Source organism: Enterococcus raffinosus (assembly GCF_001886185.1).
Classification (GTDB): Bacteria; Bacillota; Bacilli; order Lactobacillales; family Enterococcaceae; genus Enterococcus_A; species Enterococcus_A raffinosus.
Genome location: NZ_JXLA01000006.1, coordinates 96,184 through 111,683, shown reverse-complemented (window position 1 = coordinate 111,683; position 15,500 = coordinate 96,184). Strand labels below are relative to the sequence as shown.

Here is a 15,500-nt window from a genome sequence, read left to right as displayed (position 1 = left end):
CATTCTCCATTCATTTTGAGTACTTTATAATTAAAAACATCAACCTTCATTTTTTACTAAAGCTATATCAATGACGCTAGATCATTAAAAAAGTTTGGATAAGAGATATTAATCGCTTCAGGATTATTGAGTTCTACGATATCATCTGTCAATAAAGCGGCGATTTGAAGCATCATACCGATGCGGTGATCCCCGTGACTATCAACAGTGCCGCCATGCAATGGTGTTGGACCATGAATAATCAGGCCATCCTCTGTTGTTTCGATGTTTGCTCCTAATTTGTTTAATTCTTGAGCCGTTGCGTCGATCCGATTGGTTTCCTTTACTTTTAATTCTTCCGCGTCTCGGATGACTGTCGTTCCCTCTGCTTGAGTTGCTGCTAATGCGATTACTGGAAGCTCATCAATCAAGCGGGGAATAATTTCTCCCTTAATCTCCACAGCCTTTAACGGTGCTGCTTTGATTTGTAAGTCTGCTGCCTGATTTTGCGAATCAACCGAGCCTTCTTGAATATCTGCACCCATTTCTTGTAGCACATCTAAAATTCCTGTTCGTGTAGGATTGATTCCCACGTGCTTCAATTGAAGGTCGCTATCGGCTAACAAAGTAGCAGCGACTAGATAGAAAGCAGCCGACGAAATGTCTCCAGGAACAGTTACTTCCTGCCCGACAAGCTGTTGTCCGCCTGACACAGTAATTGTTTTATCCTCTACCGAAATGTTTCCGCCGAATTGTTTGATCATTTCTTCTGTATGATTGCGTGATTTTTCTTTTTCAATAATAGTAGTCAAACCTTCAGCCTGTAATGCTGCGAAAAGAATCGCAGATTTTACTTGTGCACTCGCGATGGGCATTTCGTAGGTGATCGCTGATAATGGACCTCCTTCAATTTCAATCGGAGGAAATTCACTGCCTTGTTCTCCTTGAAGATTGCCTCCCATCATTCTCAACGGTCCCATGACACGTTCCATCGGTCGACGATTCAAGGATGCATCGCCAGCGATTTTCGAATGAAAAGTTTGGCCGGCCAATATTCCTAAGACCAAGCGCATTGTCGTGCCGGAGTTTCCAGCGTCTAAAATCTGCTGGGGTGCTTGTAGATGCTTAAAGCCTTTTCCTTCAATGCTTATCACTTCGCCGTCATCGTCGATCGTAACACCTAAGGCTTTAAAGACAGCGACGGTGCTCAGACAATCCTCCGCTCTTAAAAAATTATGAATTGTTGTCTTCCCATGACTGATTGCGCCAAACATAATGCTGCGATGTGAAATAGATTTATCTGCTGGTACAGTCAATGTACCACTTAGCCCTGATTTATTTTTCAATAGTTTCATTTGTTCAACTCCTTCTGCGACAACGAAAATCTGCTTCCTCGATTAATAATTGTCCCTTTTCCAGATCTGCTTGATTTTTGAAAGAAAGTTCTAAAACACCGAAGATATCTTCACGTGTTTCTTGAATTTTCAGATTAATGATGGAAATGTCTGCATTACTAATGATCGTCATGACTTTGGCAATTGCCCCAGCGATATCAGGAATATCGATATAAAGGTCATAGAACGCTGGAATTACACCACGATCTTTTGATGGTAAATGATCCCGCGAATGCTTTGCCTGACTAAAGAAGTCATAAATGGCCGGTTGGTCCTCTTGAACCAAGCTTTCTCTGATTTTGGACATTTCCTCTTGCCAGCTGCTGATTAAATCTAATAGGATCGTGCGATTTGTGAGCAAAATATCTGTCCACATCTGTGGATCAGAGGAAGCGATACGTGTAATATCTCGGAACCCGCCTGCTGCGAGCTGAGTGGCGCGAGGATGCTCCTCTGTCAGTTGATCGCTCATTTTTACTAGACCTGACGCGACAATGTGTGGTAGATGGCTCAAAACGCCAACAATTTCATCGTGAGACTCAGGCTCAATCACAACGAACTTCGCTCTGGTCGGTTCTAGTACCGCCATTAGCGGTTCAACGTTTGCCCCTTCAGGCGGTGTCAAAATGTAATAAGCCTCTTCGAAAAGATTTGGATTTCCAGCCTTCACCCCTGACTTATGAGAACCAGCCATCGGATGTCCTCCGATAAAGGTAAATGGCAGGCTTTTCGCTAACTTCATGACTTCATTTTTTGTACTGCCTGTGTCTGTTACGATCACGGTTTCTTTTAGCGGCAAACGTGCCAGCTCGTGCAAATAATGCAAGGTGGATAAAACGGGTACGGCTAAAATAATAATATCCATCTCAGGTGCTCTTTCAATAGAAGCAATTTCATCAACTAATCCAACTTCATTCGCAATTTGCCGAGTCTCTTCCGAATAATCCCAGCCAAACAGCTCAATTGTTGGTTGTTTGATTGCTCTGCAAAGCGAAGCGCCGATTAGACCAAGACCTAAGACGAACACTTTTTTTCTCATAGACGTACCCTCTCTCTTAAAAGTTTTTGATTTCCTTTCGGTATTCTGCTACCGCATGTTGTAATTCATCTATGGTATCTGATGAGAATTTTTCTAGAATTTCTTCAGCCAATACAGTTGCGACTACATGCTCCGCAACTACAGAAGCAGCTGGTACCGCAGTGCTATCAGAACGCTCCACACTTGCTTTATAAGGTTCCTTCGTATCAATATCTACACTCATGAGTGGTTTGTATAACGTTGGAATGGGCTTCATGACTCCTCGGACAATAATCTGTTCTCCATTAGTCATTCCGCCTTCAAAGCCACCAAGATGATTCGTTGTTCGGCTGTAGCCTTCATTCCATACGATTTCATCCATGACCTTGGAGCCTGGTTGATGAGCTGCTTCGAATCCGATACCGAACTCTACTCCTTTGAAAGCATTGATGCTCATCATGATTTGGGCGATCTTTCCATCTAATTTTCGATCCCATTGAACATAGCTGCCTAATCCTGCAGGAACGTTGTCTGTTCGCACTTCAACGACACCACCAATGGTATCTCCTGCCTTTTTCGTTTGGTCAATCAATGCCTTGACCGATTCCTCTACTGATTCATCGACCATATTGACTTCTGAAGCAGCTGTTTTTGCTTTGATCTCGTCAACACTTAATTCTGCTGGGATGGCAGCTTCGATCCCACCTAAAATGGCTACGTGACTGGCGATCTCGATATCTACTGCCGCTAGAATTTGCTTAGCAAGGGCGCCAATCGCTACTCGCATCGTTGTTTCACGAGCGGATGAGCGTTCTAGCACATTTCTTAAATCACTGTGATGGTATTTCATTCCGCCAACAAGGTCCGCGTGTCCTGGTCGTGGTTTTGAGACCCGACGCAATTTTTCTTCTTTTTCAGCCACTGGCTCAACAGACATAACCTTCTGCCAATTTTTCCAATCACGATTTTCAACGATCATGGTAATTGGAGAACCTAATGTTTTGCCGTGACGGACCCCAGAAGTGATCCGAACTTGGTCTTTTTCGATCTTCATTCGTCCGCCGCGTCCATATCCGCCTTGCCTTCTAGCTAAATCTTGGTTTATTGCTTCAACAGAAAGTGTTAGTCCTGCTGGAACACCTTCGATGATCGTAGTTAATTCTGGTCCATGAGATTCTCCAGCTGTTAAGTAACGCATAAACTACTTCCCTTCTATTAGATACTCTTTAAATTCTGTTAGTTTTATTTTTTGGATGTACGCTTTTCCTATCTCTTTTAGCAATACGATATTCAAGCTGTCCCCTCGTGCCTTCTTATCATGAGTGATGGCTGTATAGAACTTCTCAGCATCCCAAGGCTGATAGGCAACCGGTAATTGATACTTTCGATTCATAGCAATAATTTGGTCTGTAATACCGGTAGGAGAAAGGTTCTTTTCCTCAGCGGTTTCTGAAATTTTAACCATTCCGATTGCTACCGCTTCGCCATGACTGATTTCTCCATATCCTGCGGTGTTTTCAATCGCATGACCAATTGTATGACCAAAGTTCAGCAACAATCGAGAGCCATTATCAAATTCGTCTTCTTCTACAACAGTCTTCTTGACGTTCAAGGCTTTAAGAATGATGGCTTCACTATGAACGAGAAGGTCTTGGATTCCTGTTAGTTCTTCAAGATCTTTCCATAATGAAGCATCACTGATCGCACCGCATTTTATAATTTCTGCTATCCCTTCACGTACGCGAAGCTCAGGCAAAGTGGTCAATGTTTCTGGATCAATCAATACTCCGTCAGGCTGAGCAAAGGTACCAATCATATTTTTTGCTTTGCTTGAGTTAACCGCCGTTTTACCTCCAATACTAGAATCTACCTGTGCCAATAACGAAGTAGGTATTTGGACAAAGGCGATTCCTCGCATGTAAGTGGAGGCGACAAAGCTAGCTAAATCACCAACAACACCTCCACCTAACGCGATCACCGCATCGCTGCGAGTAAACTGTTCATCGGCTAGAAATTCATAAAGTTTGTTTGCCATATCCAATGATTTACTGTTCTCTCCAGCTGGTACAGCGTAATGACAGACTTCATAGTTCTTTAACTGCTGAAGGATTTTTTCACCATAAATAGGAAAAACATGCTCGTCACTAATAATTGCGATCTTTTTATTTTTCCAAAGAGAAGCGATCCAGTCTCCGACTGACTCTAATCCATGACGCTTGACGATAATCTCATAACTTTTTTCCGGTAAAACTATCTCCATCAATGGTTCCCCCTATTTAATGAGTGAAGGTTCTTTGGTTAAGTCTTTGATTTTTTGCATTGCTTCTACTAGTATCTCTACTTCGCTCATCATCGTTAAGTAATTCTTCTCATTTAATGATTGTTCACCGTCAGACCAAGCATGCAGTGGGTCTGGATGAATCTCTACGATCATCCCATCTGCCCCACTGGCAACGCCTGCACGAGCCATTGGTGCAACAAGATCCCAAACACCTGTACCATGACTTGGATCAACAATGATCGGGAAATGACTCAATTTTTTAATCAAAGGAACCGCACTTAAATCAAATGTATTCCGTGTTGCTGTTTCGTACGTTCGAATCCCACGTTCGATGAAAATAATTTTTGAGTTTCCTTGAACAGCGATGTATTCCGCAGCGTTCAACCATTCTTGAATGGTTCCTGAAATCCCGCGTTTCAAGCCGATTGGTTTGCCGGTTTTTCCGACTGCCTCTAACAAGCGGAAGTTTTGCATATTGCGAGCACCGATTTGAATGATATCTGCGTATTGGCAAACAACATCAATATGTGCTTCATCCATAACCTCTGTGATGACTTTTAATCCATGAGCATCAGCGGCTTTACGCATAATCTTCAAGCCTTCTTCTCCCAAGCCTTGGAAAGCGTATGGAGAAGTCCGAGGTTTGTAAGCACCACCTCGCAGGATTTTTGCCCCACCGGCTTTTGCCATGCGAGCTGTTTCCATGATTTGTTCTTCACCTTCAACGGAACAAGGGCCTGCCATTGTTACAAAACTACCGTCACCGATTTTCACTCCATCAACGTCTACTACTGTATCTTGCGGATGAAATTCTCTTGAAGTTAGCTTGTAGGTGTTCGAAATAGCGACGGCCCGTTCAACGACACTGTATGCTTGAAACGGAACATTTTGAATAATCTTTGGATCTCCTAGCAGCCCCAATACTAGGCGGTCTTTTCCGTGATTGATTTGTACACCTAATCCTTCTTCTTTAATACGGGATAAAATAGGAGATAATTCTGCTTCTTGAATACCTTTTTTTATAATTAAGATCATAGTAATAACTTCCTTCACTTTTTATTTTTTGATTGTTTCTTCCAATAACGGTTGGATTTGTTTAACAGGCATTTCCTTGCCTGTCCATAATTTGAAAGCGGCGGCTCCTTGATACAACAGCATTCCTAAGCCGTTCACTGCTTTTGCACCGGTGGCCTTCGCAGCTTTTAATAACTGGGTTTCAGCTGGATGATAAATGACATCAAAAACTGGCAGGTCTTTTCTTAATAATGACGGATCGGGTAACGGCATTTGCTCTGTCTTTGGTGCCATCCCAATATTCGTCGCATTGATCAATAGATTGCTTGCGGCTAATGATTCACTTAATTGTTTTTCATCGGCTAAATCATGCAGTTGGATCTGACAGTGGGTCTCCTCCGCTATCATCGCCAATTTCGGCTCAATTTTTTGATAGAAGTCATCTTTAATGTTAAAAACATCAATGGCCTCTACCCCATCAATCGCGGCTTGTGTGATAATTGCTGTTGCTGCTCCACCAGCTCCGAGAATCGTCATTCTCTTGCCAATGATCTTTATCCCGTTTTGTTTCAAGCTTTCCATGCAGCCGATACCGTCTGTGATATGACCAATTAATTTGCCGTTTTGATTCACAATGGTATTGATCGCTCCAATCAATCGTGCGGCTTGGCTTAACTCATCGACGTACTTGACTGCTTCCATCTTGTGAGGCATCGATAAATTGATTCCCAGCATGTCAAGATCGCGAATGGCTTGAATACTTTGGCCAAGTCGTTCTGGCTGAACATCAAAGCTCAAATAGACTGCGTCAACCCCCGTTGCTTGGAACGCTGTTGTATGCATCATTGGTGAAAAGCTATGTCTTGCTGGTAATGCATACAAACCGGCTAACCGCGTTCTTCCTGAAATTTCATTTTCCATCTTCCCTCACTCCTATTCCTAAATAATTTTTTTGACGTAAACACGTTACCGATCGTCCTTCGAATACGATTCCTTTACTCTGTTAAAAGAGAAAGTGTTCCTTGTATCCTTCATAATAAAGATTGCTTAACCTTCAATCAGCGATTTTAAAAAAACGAAAAAGGCCCACTGTAGAAAATCTACAATGCGCCTAGTCTCCCATAAAAGATACCAAAGAAAAAGCCACTATAGATTTTCATCTATGTGGCGTTAAGTCGAACTTAAAATCCTTAGCCATCATAGATACAAACTTGTTGTCGTTTGCATCCATGAATCATGAATACAAACCTATCTAAAATAGCTAAAGTAATAATTATTCAGTTGTGTGTGCGTACTCTTATTCGTATTCATAAAAATCGCTCCAAACTGATTTAAGATTGAACTTAGTATAGATTTGTTTTTCTAATAAGTCAACCCATTATTTTAATTTTCTGTAAAAAAAGTTTATTTACATTACTTCAGCTACTGTCTCGCTCTCTTCAAATAGCAGGAATAAATCTGCCAACGTCATTCGTTTTTTCTCTTCCCCATGAATATCTTTAATGATCTCTCCCTTTTCCATCACGATCACGCGATCGCCGTAATGTAGAGCATCCTCCATTTTATGGGTGACCATTAAACAGGTGAGGTTTTCTTCTTTGATTCGTTGGTCTGTCAGCAGCATCAATTGTTTGGCTGTTTTAGGATCAAGCGCAGCTGTATGTTCATCTAATAGCAATAAGTCCGGTTTTGTGATCGTCGCCATCAGTAAGCTTAAGGCTTGCCGTTGACCACCAGAAAGAAATCCGGTTGGTGTATCTAAATGGTTTTCTAGTCCATTCCCAACTAATTTACACAATTCGCGATACATATCTTTCTTTTGATTCAATTGTCGCTGACGTAAGCGTCTTTTTTGTCCGCGTTTTTCAGCTAAACCTAGATTTTCTGCGACTGTTAAGCGGGGTGCTGTCCCCATCTTAGGGTCCTGGAACACGCGAGAAATCGAGGTAGCTCGTTGTTCTTCTGAAAGCTTAGTCAAATCTTTCCCCATAACAGAAACCGTTCCGCTATCTAATTGCAGGCTACCAGAAATACTATTGAAAAGGGTACTTTTCCCAGCGCCATTTCCGCCTAAAACCGTAACGAACTCACCCGGGGCAATCGACAAGTCCACATTATTTAGAATTTTTCGTTTATCGTTTACACCATTACTAATTGTTTTGCTGGCTTTTTTTACCTCTAATGCATTCATCCGATCACTCCTCCTTCTCCAAGCCGGTTTTTAAATTCAATGTTTCTTTTAAACGCGGGATCATCAAACACAAAGCCAAAATGATTGAAGAGAAAATCTTCAAGTACGTAGTATCTAATCCAGCTTTGATAATGATCAAGATCAATAGTTGATAAATAATACTTCCTAAAACAATAGCCACTAATCGTTCAATAAATGTGACTTCGCCGTATAGAACTTCACCGATGATGATCGAAGCTAATCCGATAACGATCACCCCAACACCTTTTCCAATATCCGCATAGCCGTCATTTTGAGCAATAAGTGCTCCTGAAAGTGCAATGACACCATTTGATAGGGTTAAACCGATCACTTTCATGCGATTCGTATTGATACCGATGGAACGAGCCATGTTTTCGTTATCACCGGTGGCGATGTAGGCTTGTCCGAAATCTGTAAAGAAGAAGAACAATAATAAAGCAACGATGATCACAATTGCGATCAAACCTAACAGAACAACATCAAAATGGTCGGGTAAATTTAAATTGGTAAAAAAATCTTGAATCTTCGGCTGTTTTAAAAGAGACAAGTTCGGTGTCTGCATGATAAACAGCATAACTGAGTTCAATCCAGACATCACTAGAATTCCAGCTAAAATGACCGGGATTTTCCCTTTTGTATACAGCATACCGGTAACAAATCCGGCACACATTCCAGCAACGATCCCTAAAAGAGTTGCGAGAATGGGAGACACACCATTCGTGATCGCGGTCACACAAACGGCACCGCCTAATGGAAATGATCCCTCAGTTGTCATATCTGGGAAATTTAAAATTCGGTAGGTCATAAAAATGCCTAAACCTAAAATTCCCCATAAAAATCCTTGTCCTATTGCTGAAATTACCATTTGTCTACTCCCCTTTAACTACTTCTGCTTGTTCTTTGATTTTCTCTGGAATCGTAATTCCTAATTCTTTTGCTTTGTCTTCATTAATGATCATGTCTCCATAATCAATCACATTCACTGGTGTATCAGCTGGTTTTGCTTTGCCGCTTAAAACATCTGCCGCCATTTTTCCAGTTTCCACTCCTAAGTCAAATTGATTTTGTCCTACTGTCGCGATACCACCTTCTTTTGCCATATTGTCCACCGAAACAAAGACAGGTTTTTTCGCTTTATCGGATTCATTGATCAAAGTCTGGAAGGCACTAGCGATCGTGTTGTCTTGTGGAATATAAAGATAGTCTGTTTCTTGGCAAGCCTGTTGTGTAATCTGTGCAATATCATTGCTTGAGCTGATCGCATATTTTTTTACCGTCAATCCGTCTTTTGTTGCACGTTTTTCCGCCCGTTCAATTTGTGACTTAGAATTTTCTTCAGAAGATGAATAAATCATCCCGACTGTTTTAGCATCGGGGAACATTTCTTTTGCCATATCCAACTGTTGATCTACTGGAGTTAAATTGTTAACCCCTGTCACATTGCCGCCTGGTTTCTTTAAATCGGTGACTAATCCAGCACCAATCGGGTCACTGATTGCTCCCATAATGATCGGTTTATCGCTGGTTGCATTTGCTAGTGCTTTTGCGGCCGGTGTTGCGATACCAACTAGGACGTCAGAATTCTTTTCTAATAGCTGCTGACTCATGCTGTTCAACTTGCTTTGATCGCCTTGACCGTTTAAAAATTCGATTTTGATGTTCTTCCCGTCTTCATAGCCTTCTTCCTTTAGTCCTTCAATCACGCCATCCTTGATTTGATCAAGAGATGGATGACTGATAAATTGCAGGATGCCTACTGTCTGCATTTCTTCTTTTTCTTCACTCGCATTCGTCTGGCGCGACCCCATTTGATAAGCGAATACTCCGATTAATACGACAGCTAATGCGATAATTGATCCAATAATTCCTTTATTTTTCATTCTTTATTCCTCCGATTTTTTGTTTTTTGTTCGTAAATGGTAATACTGCGAAGAGCAGAAATGACAAAAAAGACAACTACCCAAAAGTCCACGGTAGTTGTCTTAGAAAAAACAAAAACCGCATAGATGGTCTCTATGCGGGAATAAGCATCAGAAAATATCCAGCATAGATACAAAATTTAGAAGTTGTCTAAACGTTGTATCTATGAGTGAATTCATAAATACAACTTATCTACGCCAGTTTTGCCAGCTATTCAATTGATTAGATAAGTTTGCGTGTCTCATGAATGTCACTCCTTTTTTTATGTTGAGGTTAGTTTATCGGAAATAAAAACAGCTGTCAACTCTTTTTATTAAAAAAAGCTCATTTATTTTATTTGAATTCTCATTTTATTTTTTAAGATCCCACATAGGTAATCGATTCAATTCTGGGATAAACTCATTGTTTAAGTCTTTTAAGCTTTCAACGACAAAGCGATTTTTCTCTTTGCCATTATGGAAAAAAATAAACGTGACTTGACGTGGGTCTAACTGATAGTTCTTGGCAATGGTTTCACTGTCATACACAATTGGGTAATAATAGAATTTGCGATTTAGCATGGTCTGTTGAGTTGGGTCATCAAGAACTGTCATAACATTTTCAAAAGAGGTTCCCTTTGGTTGACTGAACATGATGGAGATCGCTTTGGTATCCTTGATTTTCTGATCAACGGTTTGGTAGTTTAACGGAATCAAGTGATCTGACTTCAAAGAATCAAAGACCAATTCGTCTAATTGATCTTGTCGAATCGTTTTTTGAGCAAAGGCTGCAGAGGCAGAAAAAATGAGCGCAAAAATAACCAAGCTTATGGCGATCATTAAGGAACGACGCTCATTTTCTGAAACAATAATGATAAATTTACGCCAAAAAGTAAGTGTTTTATCTTTAGTTTTTGCTAAAAATCGGTCCATGAGTCGCCCTCCTTGCTTATCATTATATTATTTTTCTCTTAAAACCGCTACCATCAAGGACAGATTTTGTTTTTTTCTTTCTTCGATCAGATTTTTCGTGTTCTATATTGGATTGTTAGCGTTTTATTTTAATGCTATTATAATAATGACAACTTAAATTGAGGAGGTTTTTTGATGAGCAGTATTGAACATTTTTCACGTAAAGAGATCACGAAAAGTAATCGTCTATTTTCTAGTATTCGCAGTGTCATCGAGACAGCGTTTTATGGGAATAATGTCACACGTATTCGCCATCTTACAGATGCGTATGCGTTAGCAAAATCAAGCCCGGGTACCATCACTACCGATCTTGATGTCGCTTATACGAGTAGATTGCAGCTGCCGACTGATGCAAAAGTCCTTGTGACAAATGACGGTAAAATTGTTGGACGAACGGCTGCAGCGCGTCGTATTATTGGTCAGCAGGGAATCGATAATGCCTTTTACAGTGAATTGCTGAGAGAAGCCGTCTTCAAAGCACGTTCGAAAAAGTTTTATTCTGGCGAAGTCATTGTGGGGCTGGATGAAGAATTCACCGTAAAATCACACCTAATGGTCCCGGCTGACTATAGTCCAAATCTTTACTCTTATTTACTGAATTTTCAAATTGGTGATGCTAAGCATCTGTTCTATCAACAATCTGATGAGATTCATACAGGAGATATTTTTATCTTTGCTGATCCTGATTGGGAGCATCCTGATTTTCCCGATGGCGTGGTTGTTATTGACCCTCTCCATAATTGCGCTGGAGTGCTAGGGTTACGCTATTTTGGAGAATTGAAAAAAGCGACTTTGACCTTAGCTTGGGCAACCGCTCATCGAAATGGTTTTATCGCCTGTCATGGCGGTATGAAGCAATATTTGCTAGAGGATAAAAAATATACGATGGCGGCATTTGGCTTGTCAGGTTCTGGTAAGTCTACCATCACACTAGCAAAACCTAAAAATAAAGGTGAAGTACATGTTCTTCACGATGATGCTTTTGTCATTTCGAAAAAGAAAGGTTCAACGACTGCTTTGGAGCCAGCCTATTTTGATAAGACTCAAGATTATCCAATGACGAGCGAACAAATAAAATATATAGTAACGGCACAGAATGTTGGCGTTACCTTAGACGAACAAAACAAGAAGGTTCTAGTCACAGAAGATATTCGCAATGGGAATGGCCGCAGTATAAAAAGTCGGTATGCTACACCGAATCGGGTCGATCATATCGCTGAAAAAGTAGATGGCCTTTTCTGGATCATGAAGGATGATAGTCTGCCGCCAGTAATAAAAATTGAAGATCCTTCCCTTGCGGCTGTTTTTGGTGCGACTCTTGCCACGAAACGTTCAACGGCTGAAAATGTTGTTGGTGAAGTTACAGATCAATTAGTGATTGAACCATTTGCCAACCCTTTCCGCTGCTATCCGTTGCAGGAAGATTATCAAGACTTTAAGGACTTGTTCCAAAAACAAAAAACAGCTTGCTTTATTTTAAATACTGGTGATTTTAAAGGACGGAAAGTGACACCGGATGAAACCCTCGGCAGTATCGAAAAAATCGTTGATGGAACTGCGGAATTTAAGCCATTCGGCCCTCTGAAAAAAATCAGCTATTTGCCAGTCAAAAAACATGAGCCAGATTTTAACAGCCATCATTACTTGATTCATTTAATGACAAGGCTTGAGACGAGACTCGCCTTTGTTCAATCTCGTAAAACCTATCAGGGTGGCTATGATCGTTTGCCTAATGAAGCAGAACAACTACTCCTTCAGCTACTTGACGAACTTCATAGTTATAAGGAATCAATAAGCGTTTAAGAGAACAGGGATTACGCCAATGACTTATTTGGTCATTGGCGTTTTTTTGTTTATAATAGATATACTATGAATAGAAATGAGGGATAAAAAATGTCCTTTGATGGAGTTTTTACCCACGCAATGGTCCGAGAGCTGAAAGAACAGCTTGTTTCCGGAAGAATCTCCAAGATTCACCAGCCTTATGAAAATGAAGTTGTCCTAGTGATTCGTGCACGTGGAAAGAATCGACGCTTATTACTTTCAGCTCACCCTAGTTATGCACGTATCCAATTGACAGAGATTGCTTATACGAATCCCGACAATCCACCCAATTTCGTTATGATGCTACGGAAGCATTTGGAAGGAGCAATTCTAGAAGATATTCATCAGGTTGATAACGACCGCGTGGTTCATTTTACTTTTAGTAAGCGAGATGAATTAGGTGACTTGCAAAACATCGTCCTCATTGTAGAATTGATGGGACGTCATTCAACCATCGTCTTACTAAACAAACAAACTGGCAAAATTTTAGATGCGATCAAACATATTGGGCATTCCCAAAATACTTATCGTTCCATTCTGCCTGGCAGTGAATACGTTGAACCGCCTAAACAAGAGCAGCTAAATCCTTTCCATGCGTCTAAGGAACAGGTCTTCACCCTTCTGTCTACAGCAGAAACACTGGATAGTCGATATTTACAGCAGAATTTTCAAGGCCTGGGCAGAGATACTGCAGAGGAATTGATCTATCAATTTTCCGAAAGACCTAATGAAAAAATGGCGGTATGGGAGACTTTTTGGCTGAAAATCCAAAAAGAGATTCAGCCGACGTTAGGTGTGAAAAATAACAAAGAATTCTTTGCCCCTCTAGTCTTTGAAACGTTTGAAAAAACGGAAACATTCTCTAGTTTGAGTGAGTTGCTCGATGCCTTTTATGGAGAAAAAGCGGAAAAAGATCGGGTTAAACAGCTAGGAAATGATCTGATTCGTAAAGTAGATAATGAAATCAAACGCAATCAGACTAAACTCACAAAACGTGAAAAAACGCTGAAGGATTCTGAAAATGCAGAAGAATATCGTCGTGACGGAGAGTTATTGACCACCTTCATGGCACAGGTACCACGAGGTGCTGAAAGTGTTGAGTTAGAAAACTATTATGAAGAGAACACACCCATTACGATTAAGCTGAATCCAGCATTAACACCGAACCAAAATGCGCAGAAATACTTCCAAAAATATCAAAAGTTGAAAAACGCAGTCAAACTGATCTACGATCAAATAGCGGAAGCAAAAGATGAGATCGCCTATTTAGAGACTGTCCTTTCTCAGTTAGAAATTGCTGGTCCGATGGATATCGAGGTCATCAAGGAAGAACTTGTCGCCAGCGGCTACCTGAAGAAAAAACGCAGTAAGAAAAATCGGAAGCAAGCCCCTTCCAAACCTGAACGCTTCGTTGCCAGTGACGGAACAGAAATATTAGTAGGAAAAAATAACCTTCAAAATGATCAACTAACGTTAAAACAAGCACGTAAAACCGATGTTTGGCTTCATGCGAAAAATATTCCAGGCTCTCATGTCATTGTAAAAAGTGAGAATCCTAGTGAAGAAACCCTGCTAGAGGCTGCTGAGTTAGCCGCTTATTTTTCCAAATTCCGGCAATCTGCGCAAGTACCGGTGGATTATGTCGCAGTAAAGCATGTTCATAAGCCGAATGGCGCAAAACCCGGGTTTGTCATCTATGAAAATCAAAAAACATTGTTCGTTACACCTGAGGAAGCGGTCGTTGAGCAATTGCGAAAAAACGGAACAGCCTAGCTTGGCTGCTCCGTTTTCTTTGTTTTCTTCGTTGTAATTTTTACCCCTAAAATCTCTAGGAAAAAATTGAAAATCGGAATACCGACGATCAATCCCCAAACACCTAAGAATTTTTCACTGAACAATAAAATAACGAATGTATAGAATATTGGTAACTTCGTCCGGCTGGACATAAACTTCGGATTCAAAATATACGCTTCAATGCAATGCACTACAACAATTAGGAGCAGTACATAGATGACTGTCTGGAGACCACCTGTTGAATAGGCAATCAACGTTAGCGGAATACAAGAGAAAATTACTCCTGCGACTGGAATCAGACTCAAAAAGAAAATCATAATAGCCAGCGTAGGCAATTGAGTGAAACCAATTAATCCAAGTCCTATGGTCGTAATAACTGTGTTCACTATTGCAATCAATAATTGAACCTCTACGACAACACCAAACGTTTCAACGAATACCTTCGCAAAGTAATACAAGTCTTGGAAAAACCAAGCGTACTCACTACTCAAAAAGTTTCTTGAAAATAGAATTGTTTTCTCCTTTTCTACCATAAAAAAGAAGCTCAAGATGAAGGACATGATAAAGGCAATCGCCAAACGACCAACATTTTGCAATTGTTCAAGTAGAATCCCTGCACCGCTTTCTACCTTATCTTGCCAATTGTGATTCTTGAAGTAATTCGAGATAAAGTTCGTTACGACGTCTGAATTAAATTCCTTATGCTGATAAAAATGTACGATGGAATTATAGGTTGATACGACTTGATTGATCAGGATTGTCGAGTATTTAGAAACCAATAAATACAATAGCCACAACTCAATCAAGTAAAGCACTGTAGCCAATAAGAAAGTTGGTGCCTTGATGTAGCGCTGAATAAATTTGACAATTTTTACAGAGATCAAGGTGAAAATGAATGTCAGCAAAATGGGCGTCATAAAGTCCCTGACTAAAAACAATACTAAGATCACTAACGCCAGTACAGTGAACCTACGCAATCGGGTGTTGTTTAAAAATTTTTCATACATTAGATCCCCTCTTATTCTTAATGATATATTTAGTTTCATAAGAAAAAATCGATCTGATATCTTTTCAGAAACTACTGAAAATAATATACCATTAAACTTCATTTTCG

Annotated in this window: 13 protein-coding genes; 2 read left to right on the top strand and 11 right to left on the bottom strand. The window is 40.5% G+C overall.

Annotated features, from left to right (window positions below; genetic code table 11):
• Window positions 1–62 precede the first annotated feature (62 nt).
• The 10 genes from aroA to RV13_RS04710 form a co-directional block, all read right to left on the bottom strand.
• Window positions 63–1,334: a 3-phosphoshikimate 1-carboxyvinyltransferase gene (aroA, locus tag RV13_RS04755; protein ID WP_010744848.1), complete on the bottom strand. Its 1,272-nt coding sequence runs from the start codon at window positions 1,332–1,334 to the stop codon at window positions 63–65.
• A 4-nt stretch (window positions 1,335–1,338) separates the two neighbouring features.
• Complete coding sequence (locus tag RV13_RS04750) at window positions 1,339–2,412, bottom strand: prephenate dehydrogenase (RefSeq protein WP_010744847.1); 1,074 nt, start codon at window positions 2,410–2,412, stop codon at window positions 1,339–1,341.
• 16 nt (window positions 2,413–2,428) lie between these two features.
• Entirely contained in the window at window positions 2,429–3,589 is a 1,161-nt protein-coding gene (gene aroC / locus RV13_RS04745) for a chorismate synthase (protein WP_010744846.1), read from the bottom strand.
• A gap of 3 nt (window positions 3,590–3,592) precedes the next feature.
• Window positions 3,593–4,651: a 3-dehydroquinate synthase gene (aroB, locus tag RV13_RS04740; RefSeq protein ID WP_010744845.1), complete on the bottom strand. Its 1,059-nt coding sequence runs from the start codon at window positions 4,649–4,651 to the stop codon at window positions 3,593–3,595.
• 12 nt (window positions 4,652–4,663) lie between these two features.
• Window positions 4,664–5,707: a 3-deoxy-7-phosphoheptulonate synthase gene (aroF, locus tag RV13_RS04735; RefSeq protein WP_010744844.1), complete on the bottom strand. Its 1,044-nt coding sequence runs from the start codon at window positions 5,705–5,707 to the stop codon at window positions 4,664–4,666.
• Between the two features lie 21 nt (window positions 5,708–5,728).
• Window positions 5,729–6,607: a shikimate dehydrogenase gene (aroE, locus tag RV13_RS04730; RefSeq protein ID WP_010744843.1), complete on the bottom strand. Its 879-nt coding sequence runs from the start codon at window positions 6,605–6,607 to the stop codon at window positions 5,729–5,731.
• A gap of 487 nt (window positions 6,608–7,094) precedes the next feature.
• Window positions 7,095–7,877 (bottom strand): ABC transporter ATP-binding protein, encoded by a 783-nt coding sequence (locus RV13_RS04725; protein WP_010744842.1) that lies wholly within the window; start codon window positions 7,875–7,877, stop codon window positions 7,095–7,097.
• Between the two features lie 4 nt (window positions 7,878–7,881).
• On the bottom strand, window positions 7,882–8,763 hold the full coding sequence (locus tag RV13_RS04720; protein WP_010744841.1) for an ABC transporter permease: 882 nt from the start codon (window positions 8,761–8,763) through the stop codon (window positions 7,882–7,884).
• 4 nt (window positions 8,764–8,767) lie between these two features.
• Entirely contained in the window at window positions 8,768–9,778 is a 1,011-nt protein-coding gene (gene trpX / locus RV13_RS04715) for a tryptophan ABC transporter substrate-binding protein (protein ID WP_010744840.1), read from the bottom strand.
• A 390-nt stretch (window positions 9,779–10,168) separates the two neighbouring features.
• Window positions 10,169–10,729 (bottom strand): hypothetical protein, encoded by a 561-nt coding sequence (locus RV13_RS04710; protein WP_010744839.1) that lies wholly within the window; start codon window positions 10,727–10,729, stop codon window positions 10,169–10,171.
• A 174-nt stretch (window positions 10,730–10,903) separates the two neighbouring features.
• Here RV13_RS04710 and RV13_RS04705 point away from each other — a divergent pair, with 174 nt between their 5' ends.
• Window positions 10,904–12,571 carry a phosphoenolpyruvate carboxykinase (ATP) gene (locus RV13_RS04705; RefSeq protein ID WP_010744838.1) on the top strand — a complete coding sequence of 556 codons (1,668 nt, stop codon included), beginning with the start codon at window positions 10,904–10,906 and terminating at the stop codon, window positions 12,569–12,571.
• A gap of 90 nt (window positions 12,572–12,661) precedes the next feature.
• A complete protein-coding gene (gene efbA, locus RV13_RS04700) occupies window positions 12,662–14,365 on the top strand; it encodes a fibronectin-binding protein EfbA (RefSeq protein ID WP_010744837.1) in 1,704 nt (567 codons plus the stop codon).
• On the opposite strand, the gene RV13_RS04695 is transcribed toward efbA, so the two are convergent.
• Window positions 14,362–15,393 carry an AI-2E family transporter gene (locus RV13_RS04695; RefSeq protein WP_010744836.1) on the bottom strand — a complete coding sequence of 344 codons (1,032 nt, stop codon included), beginning with the start codon at window positions 15,391–15,393 and terminating at the stop codon, window positions 14,362–14,364. The two genes, efbA and RV13_RS04695, sit on opposite strands and share 4 nt — an antisense overlap.
• Between the last annotated feature and the right edge of the window lie 107 nt (window positions 15,394–15,500).

Coding starts and splice junctions, on each gene's coding strand:
- aroA (WP_010744848.1), bottom strand. CDS start 1,334: ATGAAACTATTGAAAAATAAATCAGGGCTAAGTGGTACATTGACTGTA.
- RV13_RS04750 (WP_010744847.1), bottom strand. CDS start 2,412: ATGAGAAAAAAAGTGTTCGTCTTAGGTCTTGGTCTAATCGGCGCTTCG.
- aroC (WP_010744846.1), bottom strand. CDS start 3,589: ATGCGTTACTTAACAGCTGGAGAATCTCATGGACCAGAATTAACTACG.
- aroB (WP_010744845.1), bottom strand. CDS start 4,651: ATGGAGATAGTTTTACCGGAAAAAAGTTATGAGATTATCGTCAAGCGT.
- aroF (WP_010744844.1), bottom strand. CDS start 5,707: ATGATCTTAATTATAAAAAAAGGTATTCAAGAAGCAGAATTATCTCCT.
- aroE (WP_010744843.1), bottom strand. CDS start 6,607: ATGGAAAATGAAATTTCAGGAAGAACGCGGTTAGCCGGTTTGTATGCA.
- RV13_RS04725 (WP_010744842.1), bottom strand. CDS start 7,877: ATGAATGCATTAGAGGTAAAAAAAGCCAGCAAAACAATTAGTAATGGT.
- RV13_RS04720 (WP_010744841.1), bottom strand. CDS start 8,763: ATGGTAATTTCAGCAATAGGACAAGGATTTTTATGGGGAATTTTAGGT.
- trpX (WP_010744840.1), bottom strand. CDS start 9,778: ATGAAAAATAAAGGAATTATTGGATCAATTATCGCATTAGCTGTCGTA.
- RV13_RS04710 (WP_010744839.1), bottom strand. CDS start 10,729: ATGGACCGATTTTTAGCAAAAACTAAAGATAAAACACTTACTTTTTGG.
- RV13_RS04705 (WP_010744838.1), top strand. CDS start 10,904: ATGAGCAGTATTGAACATTTTTCACGTAAAGAGATCACGAAAAGTAAT.
- efbA (WP_010744837.1), top strand. CDS start 12,662: ATGTCCTTTGATGGAGTTTTTACCCACGCAATGGTCCGAGAGCTGAAA.
- RV13_RS04695 (WP_010744836.1), bottom strand. CDS start 15,393: ATGTATGAAAAATTTTTAAACAACACCCGATTGCGTAGGTTCACTGTA.